The organism is Deinococcus aerophilus (assembly GCF_014647075.1).
Taxonomy (GTDB): Bacteria; Deinococcota; Deinococci; order Deinococcales; family Deinococcaceae; genus Deinococcus; species Deinococcus aerophilus.
Window position 1 is genome coordinate 75,359 of the sequence record NZ_BMOM01000004.1, and the last position, 21,191, is coordinate 96,549.

Here is a 21,191-nt window from a genome sequence, read left to right on the forward strand (position 1 = left end):
GTCAATCTTCATCACCGCGTTGTGCTCCGGGAGCACTGGCCTACGCTGCCCCCATGACCAAGACTTCTGCCCCGCTGCCCGCGCTGGCCCGTCCCCTGGATTTCTCGCTGTCGTCCAACCGTTTTGCGGTGCTGGGCGCCGGCTCGGCGCTGCTGCTCGGGCGCGCCCTGCGCGGCGACTGGCGGCAGGCGCTGGGGGTGGGCGGCTCGGCTTTCAACGCCTGGGCCGTCGCCCGTGAACTCGATCCCGACTCGCCCGAGACGGCCAATGCCGCGCTGCTGGTGGCCGTCGCGGTCACGCTGCTGGGCGGAGCGGGCAATCCGATGGGCGGCGCCGCGTCCCTCAGCGGCCTGCGCCTGGTGGCCGGAACCACCGGCCGGTCCGCCACCCCCATTGACCACGCAGCCCTGCTGCTGCAATCGGCCCTGGCAGCGGCCACCGGGCAGCGCAGCGCGGCCCTGCTGGCGGGCTTGGCTCCGCTGCTGAGCGCCGAATCCCGGGCGCTGTGGCCCGCAGTGGGCGCGGCGGTGCCCCGGCTGTGGGGCCGGAAAGACAAGACGGGAGAGAAACGGCAGGGCACTCAGGTTCCCGCCACCGTGGTGACGCTGGCGGCCCTGGCGCTCGCTCCGCTGTTGCTTGCCCCCGAGACGGTCAGCAGCCGATGCGACCGGTCGGCACGCCGGGTGCGTGAGGGTGACCTGCAGCGGGCGCGGCAACTCGCGGTGCTGGCCCTGCTGGCCGGCCTGCTGGGCCGGCAGACCCGGGGCCTCGACTCACTGGCCGCCGCCACCCTGACGGTGGGCCTGCGCCGGCTGAACGTTCCCACCGGCTGAATCCCGGGATTTACAGGGCAACCGGGACACCGTTGGTTCTGGGCTGTGGTCGGCTGCGGTCAGTCCTGGGACGCCCGCAGCCCCTCGCCCGTGCCCGGTACCGGAGCGAGCGCGCCGTACATCAGCAGGCTGAAGCGGTCCTGCCAGTCCCTCAGCACCTCGCGCTGATCGCGGTGTCCGCCGTGCAGCAGCGCGAGCAGACAGGCGTCGACGAGCAGGGCGCTGAGGGTAGCGACGTTCGCATCCGGCCGCAGGCGCCCCTGGGACTGCATCGCGAGCAGCACCGGCTCGACCAGCGCGGCCAGGGTCAGGGCCGTGCGCATCCCGTTGCCGGCTCCCATCAAACGGTCGCCCAGCCCCAGCTGCCCCTGGGCCGCGCTCCCAGCTGGTTCTGGCCCCGCGCCCAGCACTGCCTGCCCGACCGCACCGACGAGGTGGCGGTAGCGCACCCCCAGGTCGGCCATGCGGGTCATCACGTTCTCCCAGACCTGCTGGGGGCTGGCGCCGGCGCGCAGGCGCTCGATGGCGTCGTCACGGCTGGCCTGCACCGCCTTGTCGAAGTGGGCAAGCAGCATGTGCACCTTGCTGGGAAAGTAGCGGTACAGGTTGGTGCGGCTCACGAAAGCGGCGCGGGCGATGTCCTGGGCGCTGGTGGCCTCCAGCCCGCTGCGCGCAAACAGCTCGAAGGCGGCGCGGGCGATGCGTTCACGCCGGGCCTCTTCCTGTTCCTGCCGGTCCACCTTCACGCGGCCAGAATACTGCGGAACCCACCCGCAGATTGGTAAGCGTCCCTGAGGTGTTCTTGAGCTATGGGGGGGCGGGCGTATCCCCCTCTCCGCCCCCTACCATAACCCTTCATGAGGGAACGCGCTGTGAAGCACTCGCCTGACAGGAGACCGGAGCGTGGCATACAGTAGGCGAGACCGGAAGGTTCGCTCCTCCTTCCGGGGAAAGGAAGGGTGAAAGCTGTGCATATCTACAAACTGTCAGGCCGAAACGTCGATGTGACCGATGCCATGCGCGATTACGTCGAGGAGAAGCTCACGCGTCTGGACCGTTACAACGACTCCATCACGGACGCCCGCGTGACCTTGACAGTTCGGGAGGTACGCGACGCCACCCGGCGCAACCGTGTGGAAGTGCAACTCAACGTGCCCAACGGCATCATCCGCGCCGAGGAACACCACGCCGACATGTACGCCGCCATCGACAAGGCCAGCGACGTGCTGGAGCGGCAGCTGCGCAAGTTCAAGACCCGCTACATGAAGGCCCGCCACGACGGTGCGCCGCAGCCTGTGCCCGGTCCCGCCGAGGCGGCGGTGGAAGCCGGCATGGATGACGTCAGCGAGTTCAGCCCCGAGATCGTGCGCCAGAAGCGCTTTGACCTGCGCCCGATGAGCCCCGAGGACGCCGTGGCCCAGATGGAGGCGCTGGGGCATGACTTCTACGTCTTCGTGAACATGACTTCCGGCGCGACCGGTGTGGTCTACCGCCGCAAGGACGGCCACTACGGCCTGATCGAACCCAGCTGAGGGCCATCCAGCCGGGGGGGGTTCCTCTGCCCGGCGGACGGCCTCCCGGCAATTCTGGACCACGCCTGTGAACACCGGTGGGCGCTGCCGCAAAGGCGGGAGGTCCCGCCGGTGTTCCCTGTCGGTGGCCACCGTCTCATCACGGCCCCATCTACAGGCGAACGATCTGCTACTCTGCGTCGTTGTGATCGCCTACGTGATCAATCCAGGGACCGGCGGCGTGAAGCTGGCCTGCGCGGCCATCGAAGCGAGCCTGAACGCGGCCCTGCCCGGTCAGCTGCAGCTGATTCTGACCCGCGAGGAGCTGTCGCTGGACGTCTCGCCCACGGCGGACGATCTGCCGGAACTGATTCGTCAGCTGCGGACCCTGACCGAGGGCTGGCCCGCTCCGGACGCGGTGGTCGGGCGCGGCGGCCTGATCGGCCGGGTGGCGGCGGGAACCTACCGCGTGACCCCGGAGATGGCGGCCTTCGCCGTGCAGGATGACGGCGCGCGGCATCCGCCCAACCTGGGCGGACCGCTGGCGCTGGCGCTGGCCGAGGAGTACGGTGTGCCCGCCTTCGTGGTCGACCCGCAGAGCGTGGACGAACTGCTGCCCGAGGCCCGCGAGACCGGCCTGCAGGGGGTGCGCCGTCACGCCGAATTCCATGCCCTGAATGCCCGCGTGGTGGCCCGCCGCGCCGCGCACGACGTGGGCAAACGGTTTCAGGATGCCCGTATCGTGGTGGCCCACCTGGGCGTGACGACCAGCGTGACGGCCTTCGAGCACGGACGCGCCATCGATACCAGCGGCACCGGTCCCGATGGTGGCCCGCTGGGCGCCCGTCAGAGCGGCCCGCTGCCTGCCCGCTCACTGCTGGCGCTTGTCCGCGAGCACGGAGAGCAGGGCGCGCTGCAAATGCTTTCCGGTGCGGGCGGCTTCAAGTCCCTGACGGGCAGCGCCAACCTCAAGGATCTGGAGGCGCGGCTGGTCAGCGACCCCGAGGTGCAGTCTGCCGCCGCCGCCTTCGTGCATCAGGTGTGCAAGGCGGTGGGCGAGCAGACCGGGGCGCTGACGGGCCGCCCAGACGCGCTGGTGCTTACCGGCGGCATTGCCCGCTGGGAGGAACTGGTGGACCGCATTGAGCGCCGGTTGGCCTGGGTGGCCCCGGTACTCGTGGTGCCCGGCGAGCTGGAACTCGAGGCCCTGGCCGAGGGCGCAGGCCGCGTGCTGCTGGGGCTGGAGGCCGCGCGCGAGTGGCGCCACCCCCACGCCGCGCCGGGAGCGTAATGGCCCGCCGCGCCCGACGGCCTGCGCCCGATCCCATCCGTGCGACGAGCATGTGGCGCGTGGATCAGGTGTTCCTGGCCCGCCGGGGTATGCGTGTGGAGGTCACGTCCTCGCTCGTCAACGACCAGGGGGGGCTGCGCAACCTGACGGTTACCGCCCCCACCGACGATCCCCATGAGGCGGTGCGGCACGCCGCGCGCTACATCGCGGGCAAGGGCAATGTCAGCGGCGCACGGCAGGCCCGCGTCCGCTGGACCCGCGAACAGGCCACCACGGAGCAGGACGCCCTGATCCGCGACCGCGCCCTGGAAGACGAGTTCCTGGACGAGTTCGAGGAAACCCTGGCGGCGGTGCGCGACCAGCAGCGTTAGACCCAGGCAGTGGGGGAGACGTGAAGCGGTCTTGCCCGCTGTCACCACACCTCTGTGGTCTGCGGCCACCGGCCTGCTGGGTCAACCGCCCGCGCCGGTGTAAGCTGGGTTCACCACAATATCCTGTCCGCCCGGAGGCTGTTCGCCCCGCCCTCTCCTTCCAACACGAAAGGATCGGTGGTCTGAAAATGCCCGTCCGTATTGTCAGCCTCGCCGCGCACAGCGGCGCTGGGAAAACCACGCTGAGCGAAGCCCTGCTGCACCACAGCGGGGCCATTTCACGTCTTGGCCGGATCGAAGACGGCACGACCCAGAGCGACCACACCGACGCCGAGAAGGCGCACGGATTTTCCATCAGCACCGGGGTGCTGCGCCTGAACCATCAGGAGACCGACATCACGGTGCTGGACACGCCGGGCTACGCCGACTTTGTGCGCGAGATCCGGGGCGCGGTGCGGGCCGCCGACGCCGCTCTGGTGCTGGTCAGTGCCGTGAGCGGGGTGGAGGTCGGTACCGAGCGGGTGTGGGCCACTGCCGACCGCTTCAACATGCCCCGGCTGGTGGCGGTGAACAAGATGGACCGCGAACGCGCCGATTTTCATGCGGTGCTCGCCGACCTGCGCTCCAGCCTGGGCGGGCCGGTGGCGCCGCTGTACCTGCCCATCGGGGAGGGCCCGGACTTCCGGGGCGTGGTCAACGTCCTGAACGGCGAGGCCAGTGACGGCCAGGACGTTCCGTCGGACATGCGCTCGGTCCTGAAGGAGGCTCGCGACGGCCTGACCGACGCCATCATCGAGAGCGACGACGCCCTGATGGAGCGCTTTCTGGAGGGCGAGAAGATCGGTGTGGAGGACCTGCACGCCGCCTTCCTGCGGGCGGTCCACGCGGGAACGCTGTATCCGGTCATGCCGGTCAGCGCCACCACGGGCGTGGGGGTTCCGCAGTTGCTGGACCTGCTGGTGACAGGCCTGCGCAGCGCCCGCGAACGCGGCCCGACCACCGGCCAGGACGGTCAGAACCGCGAGCCGCTGCCCGACGCGCCCTTCAGCGCCCGGGTATGGCGGGTGAGCATTGACCCCTTCGTGGGCAAGCTGGCCTACATCCGGGTGTACAGCGGGACCCTGCAACCGGGCGACACGGTGCTGAACACCTCGCGCGACAACCTCGAGCTCAAGCCCGCACACTTGTACCTGATCAATGGCAAGGAGCTGACCGAGGTGCCCGAGCTGCGTGCCGGAATGATCGGCGTGCTCACCAAACTGAGTGACCTGCACGCCGGCGATACCCTGGCCGATCCGGCGAATCCCATTCAGTACGATCCGCTGTGGCTGCCCGACCCGGCCCACACGGTGGCGCTGCATCCGGTCACCCGCCAGGACGAGGACAAGCTGGGCGCGGCGCTGGGCCGCCTGATGGAGGAGGACCCCACGCTGCATTTCCGGCGCGAGGCGCAGACTGGAGAGCAGTTGCTCAGCGGCATGGGCGACATGCACCTGAGCATCGCCGCCGAGAAGCTGGCCGCCCTGGGGGTGAACGTCACGGTCAGCACGCCGCAGATTCCGTACCGGGAAACCATCCACGCCGCCGCCCAGGCCCAGGGCAAGCACAGGAAACAGAGCGGCGGCCACGGCCAGTACGGCGACTGCACCATCCGCATAGAGCCCGGCGAAGACTTCGAGTTCAGGAGTGCGGTGGTCGGAGGGGCCATTCCCGGCAAGTACCTGCCGAGCATCGAGAAGGGCGTTCAGGACGCCATGCAGAAGGGCAGTCTGGCCGGTTATCCCCTGCAGGGCCTGTCTGTGACGGTGCTGGACGGCAGCTACCACGACGTGGACAGTTCGGACATCGCCTTCCGCATGGCGGGCAGCATGGCGCTGAAAAATGCGCTGGAACAGGCCCGGCCCGGTCTGCTGGAACCCGCCGTGCTGCTCAAGGTGCGGGCGCCCGCCTCGTTTACCGGCGACCTGATCAGCGACCTGCAGACCCGCCGCGCCCGCGTGCAGGGCATGGATACCGGGGGCACGGTGATCACGATCAGCGCGGTCGTGCCGCAGGCCGAGCTGCAAAACTACAGCGCCGACCTGCGCTCGCTGACCGGTGACCGCGCAGCCTTCAGCGTCAAGCCACACGGCTACCAAGACGTGCCGGACCACCTTGCCAGAAAGATCATCGAGGAGCGGCGGGCCGAGGTGGCCGCCGGCTGATTCCGGCCCACGCGCCGGTACCCGGAGAAGAAGGGGGCTGGAAAACCCCTCTCATTCCTCTATAATTTTCTTATTCCCACGCGCCTTTCACGAGCCAGGAGCTGTTCCTGAACTCGCGTGCCGTCGTGGCGTGGGCTGCGAGGTGTCGTCTATGAAAAGAGCTGTCTGGACGCTGTCGTTGCTTGTGCTGTGGGGCGGGAAGGGGGCGCTGGCCGCCGGTCCGGCCAGCAGTCTGGTCCCCGCCAGCTTCAATGAGGGCGCGGTGATCGTGACCGACCGCGTCGCCGTCGCCGAACTGGCCTCTGCCCTGCGGGACGCCGCCAGCGCCGCCGGCGGCAGCTGCACCAAGAGCGAATACGTGGTTTGGACCGAGCCGGACGAGGGCCTGGAAGACACCTTCAACGGCGGCGTCCAGTCGCTGGGCTACCGGTACCAGCTGCTGGACCGCAGCGATGAGCCCGATGGTCGGGCCTCGATCTTCTCGCTGATCGGGGCCAAGGATGCGCTGGCCGGCATCTGGGTGGAGGCCGGGGGCAACGCCGTTCTGGCATGGTGCACGCTGAAACCCATGGCGGCCGCTGCCCCCGCCAAGCCCGCTGCCCCCGCTCTGAAGCCCACCGCGCCGGGGGCCAGCGTGGCCAAACCCGCGCCCGCCAAACCTGCGCCCGCTCCCGCACCAGCCAAGCCCGCTGCGCCCGCCACCAGCGCCAGACCGCCCACCACCAAGCCTGGATATGTCAGCGGGCTGGTGCTGGACACCCAGGGCCGTCCGCTGGCGGGGGCACGGGTGTTCATCAGCGGTACCACCTTTACCCAGGGCCAGAAGACCAGCTTCGAGACCGAGACGAAAGCGGACGGCACCTACAGCCTGCGCGTGCCGGACGGGCGGTATCAGGCCAAGGCCTCGTACACCACCACGTTTGAAGGTCAGACCTTCTCGTTCTTCATGGACCCGGCCAGCGGCAACCCCAGCACCAGCGTGGACTCCAGCGAGGGCGGCAACCTCAACTTTCGCTGGAAGCTGTCCGGCCCACGGGCGGGCAGCGGCGCCGGGGCCAACCGGTACGATGATTTCTACGGTTCAAGCGTTGATTTCAGCTACTGCGGCCTGCCGGCAAAGGCGTACTGCGCCGAGAAGTACAGCGCTGTGACGCCCGGCGCGGCCCCCGGCGGCAGCACCATCACCGTAACCTTCACGCCCCAGGGCAAGCTGGTGGACGGCAGCACGGGAAAACCCGTCGTTTATACCTTCAAGGCGGCCCCCCTGGCTCCTCCCGGCGGCTACCCCTACTCCGAACCCAACGGCGGGGGCCGCACAACATTGGGCCAGGGATGGCAGTACCACAGCACCAACTTCAATGACCTGCCGCTGGGCCGCTACATCCTGACCGTCACCGCCACCCTGCCAGACGGCCGCCAGAAGCCCCTCAAGCTGGGACTCGCTGCAAACGACGTGGAACACAGCAGCGTCATCGTACGCTGGGTGCCCTGGGATGACTTCAACCCGGCCAGCTACAGTGGCGGCGGCATCAAGCAGATGAAGGTGTTCGTGAGGGACTGAGGCGACCCGGGCGGCGGGTTCGCTAGCATGGGAGCCATGCCCTCTTCCGTCATCGCCGACCTGCGTTCCGATACCGTCACCACGCCCACCCCCGAGATGCGCGAGGCCATGGCCCGTGCGGAGGTGGGCGACGACGTGTACGGCGAGGATCCCACCGTCAACGAGTTGCAGGCCGAAGTCGCCCGCCTGACCGGCTTCGAGGCGGGCCTGTTCATGCCGTCCGGCAGCATGACCAATCAGGTGGCGATTGCCCTGCACACCCGCCGGGGCGAGGAGGTCATTTGCGCCGAGGGTAGCCACATCTACGAGTGGGAGCTGGGCATGATGGCGGCCTTCAGCGGTGTGGTGCCGCGCTTCGTGACCGCGCCGCTGGGAGTGCCCGATCCCGAAGACGTGCGTCTGGCGGTGCGTCACAGCGTCCACCAGTCGCCCACCGGCTTGATCAGCCTGGAGAACACCCACAACAAGGCGGGCGGCACCATTATTCCGCTGGAAGTCATTGAGCAGATTCGCGCAGTGGCCGATGCCGAGGGCCTGCCCCTGCATCTGGACGGCGCACGGGTCTTCAATGCAGCGGCGGCGCTGGACGTGCCCCTCTCCGAGATCACGCGGCACTTTCATACCGTCAGCGTGTGCCTGAGCAAGGGCCTGGGTGCTCCAGTGGGCAGCGTTCTGGTGGGTACGGCGGGGCAGATGAAGCAGGCCCACCGCTACCGCAAGATGCTGGGCGGCGGCATGCGGCAGGCCGGGGTGCTCGCTGCCGCCGCCCTGGTCGCTCTGCGGGATGGTCCTGCCCGGCTGCAGGCCGATCACCGCCGCGCCCGCGTGCTGGCCGAGGCGCTGGCCGGGGCTGGATACCGCGTCAATCTGGCAGCCGTGCAGACCAACATCATCTACGTCACGCTGCCCGACGCCGCCGCGCACGTCGCGCGCTGGGCCGAACACGGCGTGCTGGCGAGCGCGCTGGGGCCGGATTCGGTGCGCTTTGTACTGCACCATCAGGTCGGGGATGACGCGCTGGCCGGAGCCATGGACGTGCTGCTGCAGGACCGGGCCGTGGCGGGCGCCCTGAAATAGGCCCCCGAGGGTCAAGAACCCCTCCACCAGAAGGCGGAGGCAGGGTGAGGGCCCGCGCAGTACCCTCTGAGACATGACCGCCCCGAAGACGGACACCTCCGCCCCGCACCCCCGGCCCGACGAGGCGCAGCCCCCCACTGGCCGGGCGGGCATCCGTGCGGTGAGTGGCAACCGGGCGGCACTGACCCTGCTGATCGTTCAGAACGTGGTTTCTGCCGTGCTGGTCGGATTGCGGATACCGCTGGGCCTGGCGCTGCTGGGTTCGTTCGGAGTGGTGGTGGCCGTCGCCTTCGTGTTTTTCCGGCCTACCCTGCGGGCGCTGGGCCATGATGTGCGCTGGCGCACGCCGCCGTCCTGGGGGCTGGCGCTGGCAGCCTTCGCGCTCGCCTTCCTGGCGTCGCGGGCCTTCGTGCTCGCCTACGTCACGCTGGTTCCGGGAGCCGTGGACTCGGTGCCGCAGTTCCTGAGCCGGGGCCCGGATCTGTGGGCGCTGCTGCTGGCGGCGGGCCTGCTGATTCCCTTTGCCGAGGAAGTGGCTTTCCGGGGCCTGCTGATGCGCGGCCACGAGCGGGCGGCCGGGTTCACGGTGGCGGCGCTGACCTCCACCTTCGCGTTTTCGGTGGCGCACGGGGTTCCGGCGAGCATCGCGGGCATTCTGCCGCTGGCCTACGTGCTTGCCCGGGTGGTGCAGCACAGCGGCAGCCTGTGGAACGGAGTGATCGTCCACGCGCTGAACAACACCCTGGCGGTCGCGCTGGGCAGTGCGCTGGCCGGGCGCAGCCTGGGCGACCCGGCGCAGGCCACCGAACTGCTGGGCAATCCGGCCCTGAAGTGGCCGTTGGCGCTGGGTGCGCTGCTGTTCGGCGGGGTCGTGATGGTCGTGCTGCAGTTGTGGCTGACCCCCCGGCCCGATCCGCAGGAGCGCGGCGCCCCGGGCCCCTGGCTCAGCCTCGCCTACGTGGTGATCGTGCTGTTCGGGTTGGTGGCGGTCGCCCTGACCTTTCCGCAGGTGGGCCTGTGGATGACCGACCTGCGGCGTGCGCTGTTCTGAAGCGTTCCTGAACGCCACACGCCTGAGGCGGCGGGAGCATTCGCGGGCAACTCAGTTCTGGAGGCGGCGGCGCGGCGCGAGCGTCATCAGGGCCTGGGCGAGCGCCTGTGGATTGTGGCGGGCCTGATCGGGCTGAATCAGCGGCACCACGACCGCGCTGCTGGTCAGGTCCCGGCCGGCCGCCTCCAGGGTCAGCACGTGTGCGCCCGCCTGGGCGTAGTGGTCGATCACGGCGTCGGGCAGGACCGCGCTGTTGACCAGCACGCAGTCGGGGGTGCGGCCCAGGTGCCGGGTAATGGCCGTCACGTGTCCCTCCAGACTCAGGCCGTCGGTCTCGCCGGGCTCGGTCATCAGGCTGGCCACGTAGATCAGCGGGGCGGCCGAGTTCCGGATGGCGCGCGCAATATCGGGAACGAGCAGCGAGGGAATGATGCTGGTGAACAGGCTGCCCGGCCCCAGCACGATCTGTTCGGCCCCTTGGATGGCCGCAAGTACGTCGGGCAGGGCCGGCAGGCCCGGGGGGTCGAGCCGGACCTCACAGATGCGGGCCTCACCCACGCCGGGGGCGAACTTGCTCTCCCCCCGGATCTCGCGGCCATCACTCAGGCGGGCCACCAGTGTGGCGGGCGCGGTGGTCGCCGGAAAGACCTGTCCGCGAATGCGCAGCACCTCGTGGATGTCCTTCATGGCCTCGGCCAGCCCGCCCTCCTCCTCGCTGAGGGTCGCGAGCATCAGGTTGCCGAAGGTGTGGCCCTCAATGCCGTCGCCGCGTTTGAAGCGGTGCAGCAGCAGCCGCGCCATCACCGGGCTGTCGCTCAGGGCGGCGTAGCAATCGGTCAGGTCGCCGGGCGCGATCATGTCCAGCGACTCGCGCAGCCGCCCGCTGGAGCCGCCGTCGTCCGAGACGGCCACGATGGCGGTGGTGTGGCCAGTGTGCGCGCGCAGACCCGAGAGCAGATTCGAGAGCCCGGTGCCGCCGCCCACCGCCACGATGCGGGGTCCCCGCGCCAAGTTGCGGCGCTCGTACAGCACGTCCACCGCCGTCTCGGGGGCCGTGCCGGTACCGCGCAGCATGGAGCGGTTGAGCATGGCGATGCTGAAAAACGCCCCGACCAGCGACAGTCCCATCACGAGCATGCCGGTCACGTGCAGCGGCATCACCCCCGGCGAGGTCAGGGCGTTGAGGTAAAGAATCCAGCGCGTGGCGATGAAGTGCAGCGGCCCGGTCCACGTGAAGTGCAGGAAGCCCACTGCCCCCACCAGCGTACAGAACACGAACAGCACCAGCCAGCGCTTGACGCCGATGCCGGGCGCCAGCCACATGCGGGCACGCCGGGTCGCGTGCCGGCCCCTCAGGACCGCCCCGGCCCTGAGGCCGTTCCCGCCCAGCCCTCCCCTCAAAGCGCCCTTTCGCGGTGGCGCGGGCGAATCGCTCACTTCAGCCGGCCTCGGCGGTCTTCATGTCGCGGTGGTCGGTCACGTCCACGTTCAGGTCGCGCAGGTCACCGGCCAGCCGCGTGGCCACCGCCACGCTGCGGTGCTGCCCGCCGGTGCAGCCGATGCCCACCGTGTACCCGTGGCGCCCGCTGCTCCGCGCCCGCTCGGCGGCGCTGCGTACAAAATCCCGCAGCTCGGCGTAAAACTCCTCCGAGGACGGATCCTGAAACACGTACCCGGCCACGTCCGCCTCCAGGCCGGTCTTTGGTCGCAGCGCGGGGTCGTAGTACGGATTGGGCAAGGAGCGCACGTCCACCACCATGTCCACGTCTCGCGGCGGCGAGTGCTTGAAGCCGAACGACAGCAGGCGCAGATTGAAATCGTGCTCCAGCCGGTACAGCCGCAGCACCCGCTCGGACAGCTGCGCGGCCGACAGCTCGGTGGTATCGATCACGGTATCGGCGATGGCACGCAGCGGCGAGAGCAGCGTGCGCTCGCGGGCGAAATCAACCATCAGGGTGTCGCCCAGCGGGTGTTCGCGGCGGGTCAGGTTGTAGCGCTGCAGCAGCACCTCCGCCGTCGCTTCCAGAAACAGCACCCGCAGGTCCTCGCGCCGCCGCGACAGCCGCTCGTAACTCGACTCCAGCGCTCCCAGGAAATCGCGGGTACGCGCGTCGGTGCTGATGGCAACCCGTCCCAGCCCCCGCGCAGTCGCCAGATCGTGCATGGCTCCCCACAGTTCGGGCGGCAGGTTGTCGGTGATAAAAAATCCAGCGTCCTCCAGGGTGCGCAGCACCGTACTCTTGCCACTGCCCGAAAGACCGGAAACCACGATGAACGGCATACCGTCAGTTTACGGGACGGCGGCCACGGGCCGGCCTCGGAGGTAAAAAAAGAGGCCGGAAGCCCGGTGAGGGACTTCCGGCAGGGGCCGGGGTGTGGGAACGCGCCTCAGCGCACCTTGGTTCCGCTGGGCAGGTCCAGACTCAGCCCCACCAGATCCAGGTTGCCGGCGTCGTCCTCGGCGGCCAGGATCATGCCCTGCGACTCGATGCCGCGCAGCTTGGCAGGCTTGAGGTTGGCGACCAGAATCACCTTGCGGCCCACCAGCGCCTCGGGCTCGTACCACTTGCGGATGCCGCTGACCACCGTGCGCGTTTCCTCGCCCAGTTTCACGGTCAGCTTGAGCAGTTTGTCGGCCTTGGCCACCGCCTCGCAGGCGATCACTTCCGCCACGCGCAGGTCAATGCGGGCAAAGTCGTCAATGGAGATCAGCGGCGCAGTTTCGGCGGGGGTGGCGCTGGGAGAGGGAGCGGGATGTCCGGAGGACTGCGGTTCTGCGGATGGGTGTTCGGCGCTCTGGGTCACGGCGGCGGCCTCCTGGGTGGGACGGGTTCGGGCGGGTTTCTCGGGTTTGGACGGCGTCTCCTGTGCCGGCTTGACCGGTTCGGGTTTCGGGAACAGGATCGCTCCGCCGGGCACCCGTGTACCGGCGGGAATCAATCCCCAGGCGCCGGTCAGGGCGTAGGTCTGTCCCGCGAGGCCCAGCTGGGCACGCAGTTCGCGGGCCTTGCCGGGAATCACGGCCTCCAGGCACACCGAGGCAACGCGCAGGCCCTCGGCGGCGGTGTACAGCACGGTGTCCAGCCGGCGGGCGGTGTCCTCGGACTTCGCGAGGTTCCACGGCGCACTCTCGGCGATGTAGCGGTTCAGGTCGCGCACGAAGTTCATGGCGGCCTCGATGGCCATGTTGATCTTCAGATCGTCCACCAGCGCCAGAATCTGCCCGGGCAGGGCCAGCGCCGCCGCCTCGATGGCGCGTTCGCGCTCGGACGGTTCGTGTGCGGCGGGCAGCACGCCGCCTCTGTACTTCTGAATCATGCTGACCGTGCGCGACAGCAGGTTGCCTAGGTCGTTGGCGAGGTCACTGTTGAGGCGGCTGACCAGAATGCCCTCGCCGTAGGGACTGTCGGCGCCCAGTGACGCCTCGCGCAGCAGGGTGTAGCGGATGGCGTCCACGGGAAAGTCGCTGACCAGCTGTTGCGGGTCAATCGCGTTGCCCAGCGACTTGCCCATCTTGCGTCCGTCCTCGGCCAGGATGTGGCTGTGGACCACCAGGCGGCGGTACACCGGAAGCCCGGCCGCCTTGAGCATGGTCGGCCAGAAGACCGCGTGCGGTTTGAGGATGTCCTTGCCGATGACATGCCACGCCAGCCCGCTCACCGTCTCGGCGCCGCGCCCGCCCGCCACGAAGGGGGTGAGGTAGCTGAGCAGCGCGTCGAACCACACGTAGGTCACGTGATCGGCGTCCCACGGCAGCTCGATGCCCCATGGCACCCGGCTTTTCGGGCGGCTGATGCTCAGGGGCCCGATGGGTTCACTGAGCATCTCCAGCACCTCGTTGCGGTAGCCGGCGGGCTGAATCAGCCCCGGATTGGCCTTGAGATGCTCCAGCAGCCAGTCCTGATACTTCTCCATGCGGAAAAAGTAGTTGGCCTCGCGCCTCAGCTCCGGGGCGTCTCGGTCACCGGGGTAGCGGCGCACGCCGTCGGGGCCCTCCACCAGTTCCTTCTCGGTGACGTAGCGTTCGGCGCCCACCGAGTACAGGCCCTCGTACTCGGCAAAGTAGATGTCCCCGGTGTCATAGACCTTCTGCAGCACGCCCTGCACAAACTTCTTGTGCCGGGCCTCCGTGGTGCGGATAAAGGCGTCGTAGCTGATTTCCAGTCGGTCCCACAGCCCCCGGAAGGCGCGGTCGCTGAGGTCGTCCACCAGTTCCTGCGGCGTCACTCCGGCCTTGGCGGCGGCCTTGCTGATCTTCTCGCCGTGTTCGTCGGTGCCCATCACGAAGGTCACGTTCCGGCCGGCTAGGCGCTGGTAGCGGGCGATGGCGTCGCCCAGAATCTTCTCGTAGACGTGCCCGATGTGCGGCTCGCCGTTGGCGTAGTCGATGGCGGTGGTGATAATGAATTCCTGCTCGTTGTGGTCGCTCATGCTGTCCCTTCCTCTCCGCCGCGGCGCCCTGATGAGAGGCGGGGCGGACAACCTGTACAGGATACGGAAAAAAGGGGAGAAAAAGGAAGGCGGGCTGCGTTTCGGGGGGTGGGCACGCCTCGCCCCTGCCACGAGGCCTACAGCCGCAGCCCGAACACCAGCGATCCGCCCGGTCCCGCCTCCAGCTCCTGAAACCCCAGGTGCCGGTAAAAGGCGATGGCCCGGGTGTTGCGTCCGCCCACCCCGAGATGCACGCCGGGTGATCCGGCTTCTTTCAGCGCCGTGAACAGCCGCGTCATCATGCGCCGCCCGTTGCCCCCGCCCTGGGCGCGTGGCAGCAGGTCAATGTGCAGGTGCGATGGATAGTCCGTCAGCAGCCTCTGCGGCGTGGTGCGCGGATGGTGGATTAGCAGCGCCAGCCGTTCGTCGGGGGTGCGCCGCGCAGCCGGCACCGCGCTGGGGTCGGGATACTGCCCGCGCAGGGCAGGCCACCACCCGCGCTCCAGCCGCTGCTCAAAGGCGTGGGTGTCCCGCGCGCCGATGACGTAGCCGGCCACGCCCTCGCCGTCTTCCAGCACAAAGGCAAACGCCGATTCCAGGGCCAGATAGGGGCCGGCGTAGATGTGTCCCACCAACCGCGGATCGCGGTAGAGCGCCGTGGCGTCCGCGCCGCTGTCCGCCGTTTCCAGGCAGATGCGGTACAGGGGGTCACGGTCGTCGGAACGGGCCGGACGGATGATGAACATGCGGGTATTGAACCAGATCGGGGGACGCGCCTCGGGCGGCGGTCCTCCGGGGAGGGCAGCGGCCACAGCCAGGGCCACAGAATCCGCGCCATCCACCCTTTTTCTGGTCGCCCACGCCCTACAATCCGGGGCGTGATTGCATACCTGACCGGCGTGGTGCGCGAGGTGCGTGAGAATAGCGCCGTGGTGGTGGCGGGCGGCGTGGGCTACGAGGTGCAGTGTCCGGCGGGCACGCTGGCGAGGCTGGTGGTGGGAGAAATCGCCGAGCTGAACACCCGCTTTATCGTGCGTGAGGACGCCCAGCTGTTGTTCGGCTTTGCCGATACCGACAGCGTGCGCCTGTTCGATCTGCTGACCGGCGTGAGCGGCGTGGGCCCCAAGCTGGGGCTGGCGCTGCTGTCGGCCATGCCGGTGTCGGCGCTGGCCCAGGGCCTGCTGAGTGGGGACGCCAAGCTGCTCTCCAGCGTTTCCGGCGTGGGCAAGAAGACCGCCGAGCGGCTGGTGCTGGAACTGCAGGGCAAGGTGCCCGAACACCTGGCCGCGCCCGCCGCCGCGGGAACCAAACCGGCGCGGGTGATCACCACGGCGGGCCGCGACGCGGTGGACGCGCTGCTTGCGCTGGGCTTCCGCGAGGCCGGGGTGCGCGCCGTGGTCGCCGAACTGCTCTCCGCCGAGCCGGAGCTGAGCGCCGACGCCCTGATCCGCAAGGGCCTGGGCCGTCTGCGGTGAGAACCCGCCCGCCCAGGAGGGCCCCGCCTTGACCCACGGTCAGCCCGACGACGTGCAGATCGAGCGGGCCGGGGAACAGGCTTCTCCCGCAGCGCCGAACGATCAGGAGTCGGTCTACCACGAGCAGAAGGTGTCGTGGCTGGAACTGTTCTTCGACCTGATCTTCGTGGTGGCCTTCGATCAGCTGGCCAAGCGGCTGGGCCAGACGACCGGTTCGGCGGAGCACGCGCTGAACCTCGCCGCTCTGGCCGAGTTCGGGCTGCTGTTCGTGGCGGTGTGGTGGGCCTGGGCCGGCAACACCACCTTCGCGGCCCGCTACGGCAACGAGTCGCGGCTGTACCGCTGGGGCACGCTGGCCCAGCTGATCTCGCTGGGCATGATCGCCCTGACGCTGCGCGGCGACCTGTCGGACACGGGCCCGGCTTTCGCGCTGGCCTACGGCGCCGGCCGGATGATCCAGGCCGGGATGTACTGGGCGGTCTGGCGGCGCGGCGGCGAGGGGGCCGCCTTTGCCGGACGCATGGTGCTGGCCTTCGGCGCGGCGGCGGGGCTGTGGCTGGTCTCAGCCCTGCTGGAGGGCGGTTCGGCGGCGCAGATCGGGCTGTGGTGCGCCGCGCTGCTCATTGACGTGCTGACCCCGGTGCTGAGCCTTCCCCATCAGCGCCGCGCCCTGCCACATGAGGGACACCTGCCCGAGCGGGTGGGCCTGTTGCAGATCATCGCGCTGGGGGCCATCGTGACCGAGATCGTGGGGGGCAGCCGCCAGCAGGCGCTGGGCTGGCCCAACCTGCTGCCCGCCCTGGCCGCCATCGTGGCGGTGGTGGCGCTGTGGCGGCTGTACTTCGATCAGGCGCGGGCACTGCCGCTGCTGGGCGCGCGGGTGGAGGGCCGGGTGGGGCGCATGCTGGCGTGGCTGTACGGCCACCTGCCCTTCACGCTGGGCGTGGTGGTGCTGGGCGTGGGCCTGGGTCACGGCCTGGCCGCTGCCGGGGCCGCCGAGGACGCCCTCAGTCAGCAGCTGGTGGCCGCAGCTCTCTCGGGGGCGCTGCTCACCCTGGCCTTTCTGCGCTGGAATTCGCTGCGGGTCACGCACCGGTTCTTCCCCGACCGCGGTCTGCCTGCGCTGCTGCTGGGCGCGGCGCTGGCCGCCGGGCTGGCTTTCGTGGATCTGGACACCGTGGGGCTGCATCTGGCCGTCGCTGCCCTGACGGTCGGGCTGGCCCTGATCGTGGCCGGTGATCCCGTGACCCGGCGGCTGGGCCGGCTGGAAGAGCAGGTGATGGAGCGCCTGGAACGCGGGCAGCTGTCCGCCATGGAAGACGTGCCAGCGGGGGAGGGGGCCGCTCAGCGCCCCGGGACCGCCGCGGGGGGGCGCAGCTCCGACACGTCCGCGTAGCCGCCGACCCACAGCGCCACCCGCAGTTCGTGGATGAAGTTCGCCAGCCACGCCTCGGCGGCCTCGGCACTGTCCAGCGCGGGTTCCAGCAGCGGGCGGGCCACCGCGACGACCTGGGCCCCCAGGGCCAGGGCACGCGCGGCGTCCAGTCCGCTGCGTATGCCCCCGGAGCCGATCAGCGGCACGTGCGGCGCGGCGGCGCGTGCCTCCCTCAGCGCCTGCGCGGTGGGCACCCCCAGATCACACAGGTCGGGAGTCCGCACCTTGCCGTGTTCCACCAGCTGTTCCACCCGCGCCCAGCTCGTGCCGCCCGCCCCCGCCACATCCAGCGCCGCGAACCCCAGATTCCGGACGGCGGCGACCGTGTGGGCGTCCAGTCCGTGGCCCACCTCCTTGAGGACCACCGGAAAGGGCAACTCGGGCAGCACCTCCCGGAGCCGCGCGGCCATCCCCGACCAGCGGGTGTCTCCGCCGCGCTGCATCGCCTCCTGCAGGGGATTGACGTGAATCGCCAGGGCGTCCGCGCCAACCTCCTGCACGGCGCGCCGCGCCTGGGCCGGGCCATAGCCCAGCAGGAACTGCGCCGCGCCCAGATTGCCGATCAGCAGGATGTCGGGCGCCACCTCCCGAACCTGGAAGGTGGCGGCGGTTTCCGGGCGCTCGAGCATCACGCGCTGGGACCCGAGCATCATGCCGATGCCCAGGCGCTGTGCGGCGCGGGCCAGATGGAAGTTGATGCGCCCGGCCCGCTCGGCCCCGCCGGTCATCGCGCCGATCAGCACCGGAGCGCGCAGACGGCGGCCCAGAAAGGTGGTGTCCAGGCGCACGTCGGCTAGGTTGCCCGCGGGCAACGCCCGGTACGGCCACGCCACCGTCTCCAGGCCGGTGGTCACGCCGGCGTACTGACTCTCGGGCCGCAGACATGCCTCCACATGGCGCAGTTTGCGCGCGGTGATGTCGGCGGGAGGCGTGGGAGGGCCTGGCAGGGTCACGGCTCCAGCCTAGCGCCCCCCACCTTTCGCGGGGCTTCTCGCCTGGGCCGCCGCCAAAGAGGCAGCCCTCACAGTTGACAGGTTGGCCGGTCCACTGTACTATTTCCAAGCGCCGGAAGAACGGGCCGGAAAGAAGAAAGACCATCTGGCAGGCGCAAAAGAGTTCACGGCAGTTCAAGTGGTAACGCAGGGTAGAGCAGTCTGGTAGCTCGTCGGGCTCATAACCCGGAGGTCGCAGGTTCAAATCCTGTCCCTGCAACCAAAGTCCCCCACCTCAACGGTGGGGGTTTTTCGTGGTTTCGTGTGCGCGTGGGCACGGAACCCCGGCAACGCGCAGGCCGTACTGTGTAAGAACATGAGCCTCGCCTTTCTCGTTTTTCTGGTGGCCTGGGTGGTCGGGCTGGCGGCGACCTTCATGCCGGTGCTGCCCGCCACACTGATCATCTTTCTGGGAGCGCTGGCGGCGACGTTGCTCGACGGTTTTCAGCTGTGGCCCGACCTGCCCTTTTTGCTCACCTTCGCGGCCCTGACGGTGCTGATCAGTCTGGTGGACAACCTGGCCTCGGCGTGGGGGGCGCGGCGTTACGGGGGCAGCCGGCAGGCAGTGTGGGGCGCGCTGCTCGGCGGGCTGGTGGGAATCTTCGTACCGTTCGGCCTGCTGCTGGGACCGCTGGTGGGGGCCCTGCTGGCCGAATTGCTGCTGGTCGGAAAAAGTGTGCCCGACGCGCTGCGCTCCGCGTGGGGCACGCTGGTGGGGCTGCTCACCGGGCTGGCCGCCAAACTGGTGCTGCACCTGCTGATGGGCGGTTACGCCCTGTGGCGGCTGTGGAACTCGGTGCCGGGGGGCTGAGGAAAGGGGAGGGCGGCCTCGCCCTACCGCGCAAAGACCAGCGGCGACACCGCGATCAGTTGCACGGCCAGCGCCGGCAGCCCCGGCAGCAGCGTGCCCAGCACGGCGCGCCCTGTCTGCCCGGTCAGCTCGCGCATCGCTGCGTAGACGAAGCCGAACTGCGCCGCCGTGCCCAGCAGCGTCACCACCACAAGCAGAAATCCGGCCGAGGTCTGCGCGGTCTGGGCCAGGGCGGCGCGTTCCAGGGTCCGCGGGTCGCCCGTCAGGCTGCCCGTGACCGTGGCGTCCGGCAGGAAGGCGGCGGCGGGCGTCAGCAGCCCCCAGATGATCACCAGCAGGTACAGGGGAGGCATCAGGGCAAAGCTGGCCGCGTACACCTCGGCTGCCCGCCCGGCCAGACCCGCTCCCACCCGGCCCAGCCCCCACATCAGCACGAAGATCAATACCGTCAGGAAGGTGGTGCCCAGCGTGTTGACCAGATGGGTCGCCAGGGTCGGAGCGCTGCTGCCGCTGGCCGCCGCCGCGAACACCGCCGCGTGCCGCACGAGCAGCGCGTAGGCCACGCCGCCCAGCAGCCCGGCGACGGCAACGACCCCCAGGTAGCGCCACCACAGCAACTCGGTACCGCCCAGCTTGCGGGCAAAGGTGCGCGGACTGAGCAGCAGTTCGGTGGGCAGCGGGGCCTCGGGTGGTGGGGCAGGGGGGCGGGTGCGGGCCATACAGACGGCCATGCTAGAGCATCTGCTCCGGGCATGGCCGGGTGGGAGCGTGGGTTTTGCCGGGCAGGACGGTCCCGGAGGGTGCGGCCTACTTCAGCAGGTTCCGCGCAATCACGACGCGCTGGATCTCGTTGGTGCCCTCGTAGATCATGTTCAGCTTCACGTCGCGCAGCAGTTTCTCTACCGGGTACTCGCCCACGTAGCCGTAGCCCCCGTGGACCTGAATGCCCTCGTTGGCGGCGTTGAAGGCCATTTCCGAACAGTAGGCCTTGGCAATCGCGCTCTCAAAGCCGTGGGGCAGCCCCTGGTCCACCAGCCACGCGGCCTTTTGGTACATCAGGCGGCCCGTCTCGATGCCCATGGCCATCTCGGCCAGCTTGAACTGGATGGCCTGGAATTCGGTGATGGGTTTGCCGAAGGCGCTGCGTTCCTTGGCGTACTTGATGCTCTCTTCCATGGCGCGCCGGGCAATGCCGACCGAGCCGGCGGCCACCGGGATGCGGGTCTTGTCCAGCGTCTTCATGGCGATCTTGAAGCCGTCGCCCAGGCCGCCCAGCTGGTTTTCCTTGGGCACGCGCACGTCCTCGAACACCAGTTCGCTGGTCAGACTGGCGCGCTGGCCCATCTTGTGCTTGATCTTGTTGTGGCTGAAGCCCGGGGCGTCCTTGGGAACCACCAGGGCCACCGTCGCCCGGTGCCCGCCCTGCTTGTCGGTGGTGGCGAACACCACGTTGAACTCGGCCACGCCGCCGTTGCTGATCCACATCTTGGTGCCGTTCAGAATCCACGCGTCGCCGTCATCCCGGGCGGTGGTGGCCATGCCGGCGGCGTCCGATCCGTTGCCCGGCTCCGAGAGGGCAAAGGCGGCCAGCCCGGCTTTCTCGGTCAGGGGGGTCAGGAACCGGGCCTGCTGCTCCTGGGTGCCGCCAATCAGGATGGGCGCGATGCCCAGCTCAGAGGCCATCAGCACGGTGTAGATGCCCATGCAGCCGTAGGCAAGTTCCTCACCGATCAGGCATTCGTCGAACATGCCCAGGCCCAGACCGCCCGCGTGCTCGGGAATGCTGGGGTTGAGCAAACCGACCTGGAAGGCCTTTTCCACAACCTGCCACGGTAACTCTTCTTTCTGATCGTACTCGGCGGCAATAGGAATGATCTCTTTGCGGGCAAAGTCGCGGGCGAGTTGCTGCAGCTGGCGTTGCTCGTCGTTCAGGGTGAAATCCATGACTGGTCGCTCCTGGGGGCAAGGGGGTGTGGGGGGCTTTGAACTGAGTTCAATTCTATCAGTTCCGGGCAGCCTGGGCGCGTCACTCCCGCAGTTCTTTGGGGGCGCCCACGCCGATCACGGCCCCAGCGTACAACCCTCCTGAGGGGGCAGCCGCAGCCGCTTCGCGGCGGGTGTGGTGCGGGGCCTGCTGGACCGTCTGGA

Annotated in this window: 19 protein-coding genes and 1 tRNA gene; 12 read left to right on the top strand and 8 right to left on the bottom strand. The window is 69.3% G+C overall.

The annotated features are described in order from the left end of the window. Positions 1-53 precede the first annotated feature (53 nt). The gene (locus IEY21_RS03810; RefSeq protein WP_188901534.1) at positions 54-833 is read left to right on the top strand and encodes a hypothetical protein; all 780 of its coding nucleotides are present in this window, start codon (positions 54-56) and stop codon (positions 831-833) included. A 59-nt stretch (positions 834-892) separates the two neighbouring features. On the opposite strand, the gene IEY21_RS03815 is transcribed toward IEY21_RS03810, so the two are convergent. Continuing rightward, complete coding sequence (locus tag IEY21_RS03815; protein ID WP_188901536.1) at positions 893-1,579, bottom strand: TetR/AcrR family transcriptional regulator; 687 nt, start codon at positions 1,577-1,579, stop codon at positions 893-895. A 222-nt stretch (positions 1,580-1,801) separates the two neighbouring features. Here IEY21_RS03815 and hpf point away from each other — a divergent pair, with 222 nt between their 5' ends. The 7 genes from hpf (at position 1,802) to IEY21_RS03850 (ending at position 9,899) form a co-directional block, all read left to right on the top strand. Further along, positions 1,802-2,365 carry a ribosome hibernation-promoting factor, HPF/YfiA family gene (gene hpf, locus IEY21_RS03820; RefSeq protein WP_188901784.1) on the top strand — a complete coding sequence of 188 codons (564 nt, stop codon included), beginning with the start codon at positions 1,802-1,804 and terminating at the stop codon, positions 2,363-2,365. A 184-nt stretch (positions 2,366-2,549) separates the two neighbouring features. Beyond that, positions 2,550-3,635 (top strand): butyrate kinase, encoded by a 1,086-nt coding sequence (locus IEY21_RS03825; protein ID WP_188901538.1) that lies wholly within the window; start codon positions 2,550-2,552, stop codon positions 3,633-3,635. After that, the gene (locus tag IEY21_RS03830; protein ID WP_188901540.1) at positions 3,635-4,006 is read left to right on the top strand and encodes a hypothetical protein; all 372 of its coding nucleotides are present in this window, start codon (positions 3,635-3,637) and stop codon (positions 4,004-4,006) included. Before IEY21_RS03825 ends, IEY21_RS03830 begins: the two co-directional genes overlap by 1 nt. 188 nt (positions 4,007-4,194) lie before the next feature. After that, complete coding sequence (locus IEY21_RS03835) at positions 4,195-6,210, top strand: elongation factor G (protein WP_188901542.1); 2,016 nt, start codon at positions 4,195-4,197, stop codon at positions 6,208-6,210. A 151-nt stretch (positions 6,211-6,361) separates the two neighbouring features. Next, positions 6,362-7,771 carry a carboxypeptidase-like regulatory domain-containing protein gene (locus IEY21_RS03840; RefSeq protein WP_188901544.1) on the top strand — a complete coding sequence of 470 codons (1,410 nt, stop codon included), beginning with the start codon at positions 6,362-6,364 and terminating at the stop codon, positions 7,769-7,771. 36 nt (positions 7,772-7,807) lie between these two features. Continuing rightward, positions 7,808-8,848 (top strand): threonine aldolase family protein, encoded by a 1,041-nt coding sequence (locus IEY21_RS03845; protein WP_188901546.1) that lies wholly within the window; start codon positions 7,808-7,810, stop codon positions 8,846-8,848. A 73-nt stretch (positions 8,849-8,921) separates the two neighbouring features. Then, the gene (locus IEY21_RS03850) at positions 8,922-9,899 is read left to right on the top strand and encodes a CPBP family intramembrane glutamic endopeptidase (RefSeq protein ID WP_188901548.1); all 978 of its coding nucleotides are present in this window, start codon (positions 8,922-8,924) and stop codon (positions 9,897-9,899) included. Between the two features lie 51 nt (positions 9,900-9,950). On the opposite strand, the gene IEY21_RS03855 is transcribed toward IEY21_RS03850, so the two are convergent. The 4 genes from IEY21_RS03855 to IEY21_RS03870 form a co-directional block, all read right to left on the bottom strand. After that, complete coding sequence (locus IEY21_RS03855) at positions 9,951-11,222, bottom strand: gluconeogenesis factor YvcK family protein (RefSeq protein WP_188901550.1); 1,272 nt, start codon at positions 11,220-11,222, stop codon at positions 9,951-9,953. A gap of 115 nt (positions 11,223-11,337) precedes the next feature. Further along, a complete protein-coding gene (gene rapZ, locus IEY21_RS03860; RefSeq protein ID WP_188901553.1) occupies positions 11,338-12,180 on the bottom strand; it encodes an RNase adapter RapZ in 843 nt (280 codons plus the stop codon). Positions 12,181-12,287: 107 nt separating this feature from the next. After that, positions 12,288-14,330: a methionine--tRNA ligase gene (metG, locus tag IEY21_RS03865; protein WP_188901555.1), complete on the bottom strand. Its 2,043-nt coding sequence runs from the start codon at positions 14,328-14,330 to the stop codon at positions 12,288-12,290. A 137-nt stretch (positions 14,331-14,467) separates the two neighbouring features. Then, positions 14,468-15,076, bottom strand: coding sequence for a GNAT family N-acetyltransferase (locus IEY21_RS03870; protein WP_188901557.1), 609 nt, complete (start codon positions 15,074-15,076; stop codon positions 14,468-14,470). A 132-nt stretch (positions 15,077-15,208) separates the two neighbouring features. Between IEY21_RS03870 and ruvA the strand changes: the two genes are divergently transcribed. Both ruvA and IEY21_RS03880 read left to right on the top strand, forming a co-directional pair. Further along, entirely contained in the window at positions 15,209-15,805 is a 597-nt protein-coding gene (ruvA, locus tag IEY21_RS03875; protein ID WP_188901559.1) for a Holliday junction branch migration protein RuvA, read from the top strand. Positions 15,806-15,833: 28 nt separating this feature from the next. Next, complete coding sequence (locus IEY21_RS03880) at positions 15,834-17,201, top strand: low temperature requirement protein A (protein ID WP_188901561.1); 1,368 nt, start codon at positions 15,834-15,836, stop codon at positions 17,199-17,201. On the opposite strand, the gene fni is transcribed toward IEY21_RS03880, so the two are convergent. Then, positions 17,150-18,193 (bottom strand): type 2 isopentenyl-diphosphate Delta-isomerase, encoded by a 1,044-nt coding sequence (gene fni, locus IEY21_RS03885; RefSeq protein WP_229752866.1) that lies wholly within the window; start codon positions 18,191-18,193, stop codon positions 17,150-17,152. The genes IEY21_RS03880 and fni overlap by 52 nt on opposite strands. A 185-nt stretch (positions 18,194-18,378) precedes the next feature. Between fni and IEY21_RS03890 the strand changes: the two genes are divergently transcribed. Together IEY21_RS03890 and IEY21_RS03895 are read left to right on the top strand one after the other, a co-directional pair. Further along, positions 18,379-18,455 (top strand) — tRNA-Met (locus tag IEY21_RS03890). 93 nt (positions 18,456-18,548) lie between these two features. Further along, positions 18,549-19,043: a DUF456 domain-containing protein gene (locus IEY21_RS03895; RefSeq protein WP_188901563.1), complete on the top strand. Its 495-nt coding sequence runs from the start codon at positions 18,549-18,551 to the stop codon at positions 19,041-19,043. Between the two features lie 23 nt (positions 19,044-19,066). Here the strand turns inward: IEY21_RS03895 and IEY21_RS03900 are convergent, their stop codons facing one another. Continuing rightward, positions 19,067-19,762 (bottom strand): hypothetical protein, encoded by a 696-nt coding sequence (locus IEY21_RS03900; protein WP_188901565.1) that lies wholly within the window; start codon positions 19,760-19,762, stop codon positions 19,067-19,069. A gap of 88 nt (positions 19,763-19,850) precedes the next feature. Then, complete coding sequence (locus tag IEY21_RS03905) at positions 19,851-20,987, bottom strand: acyl-CoA dehydrogenase family protein (RefSeq protein ID WP_188901567.1); 1,137 nt, start codon at positions 20,985-20,987, stop codon at positions 19,851-19,853. Between the last annotated feature and the right edge of the window lie 204 nt (positions 20,988-21,191).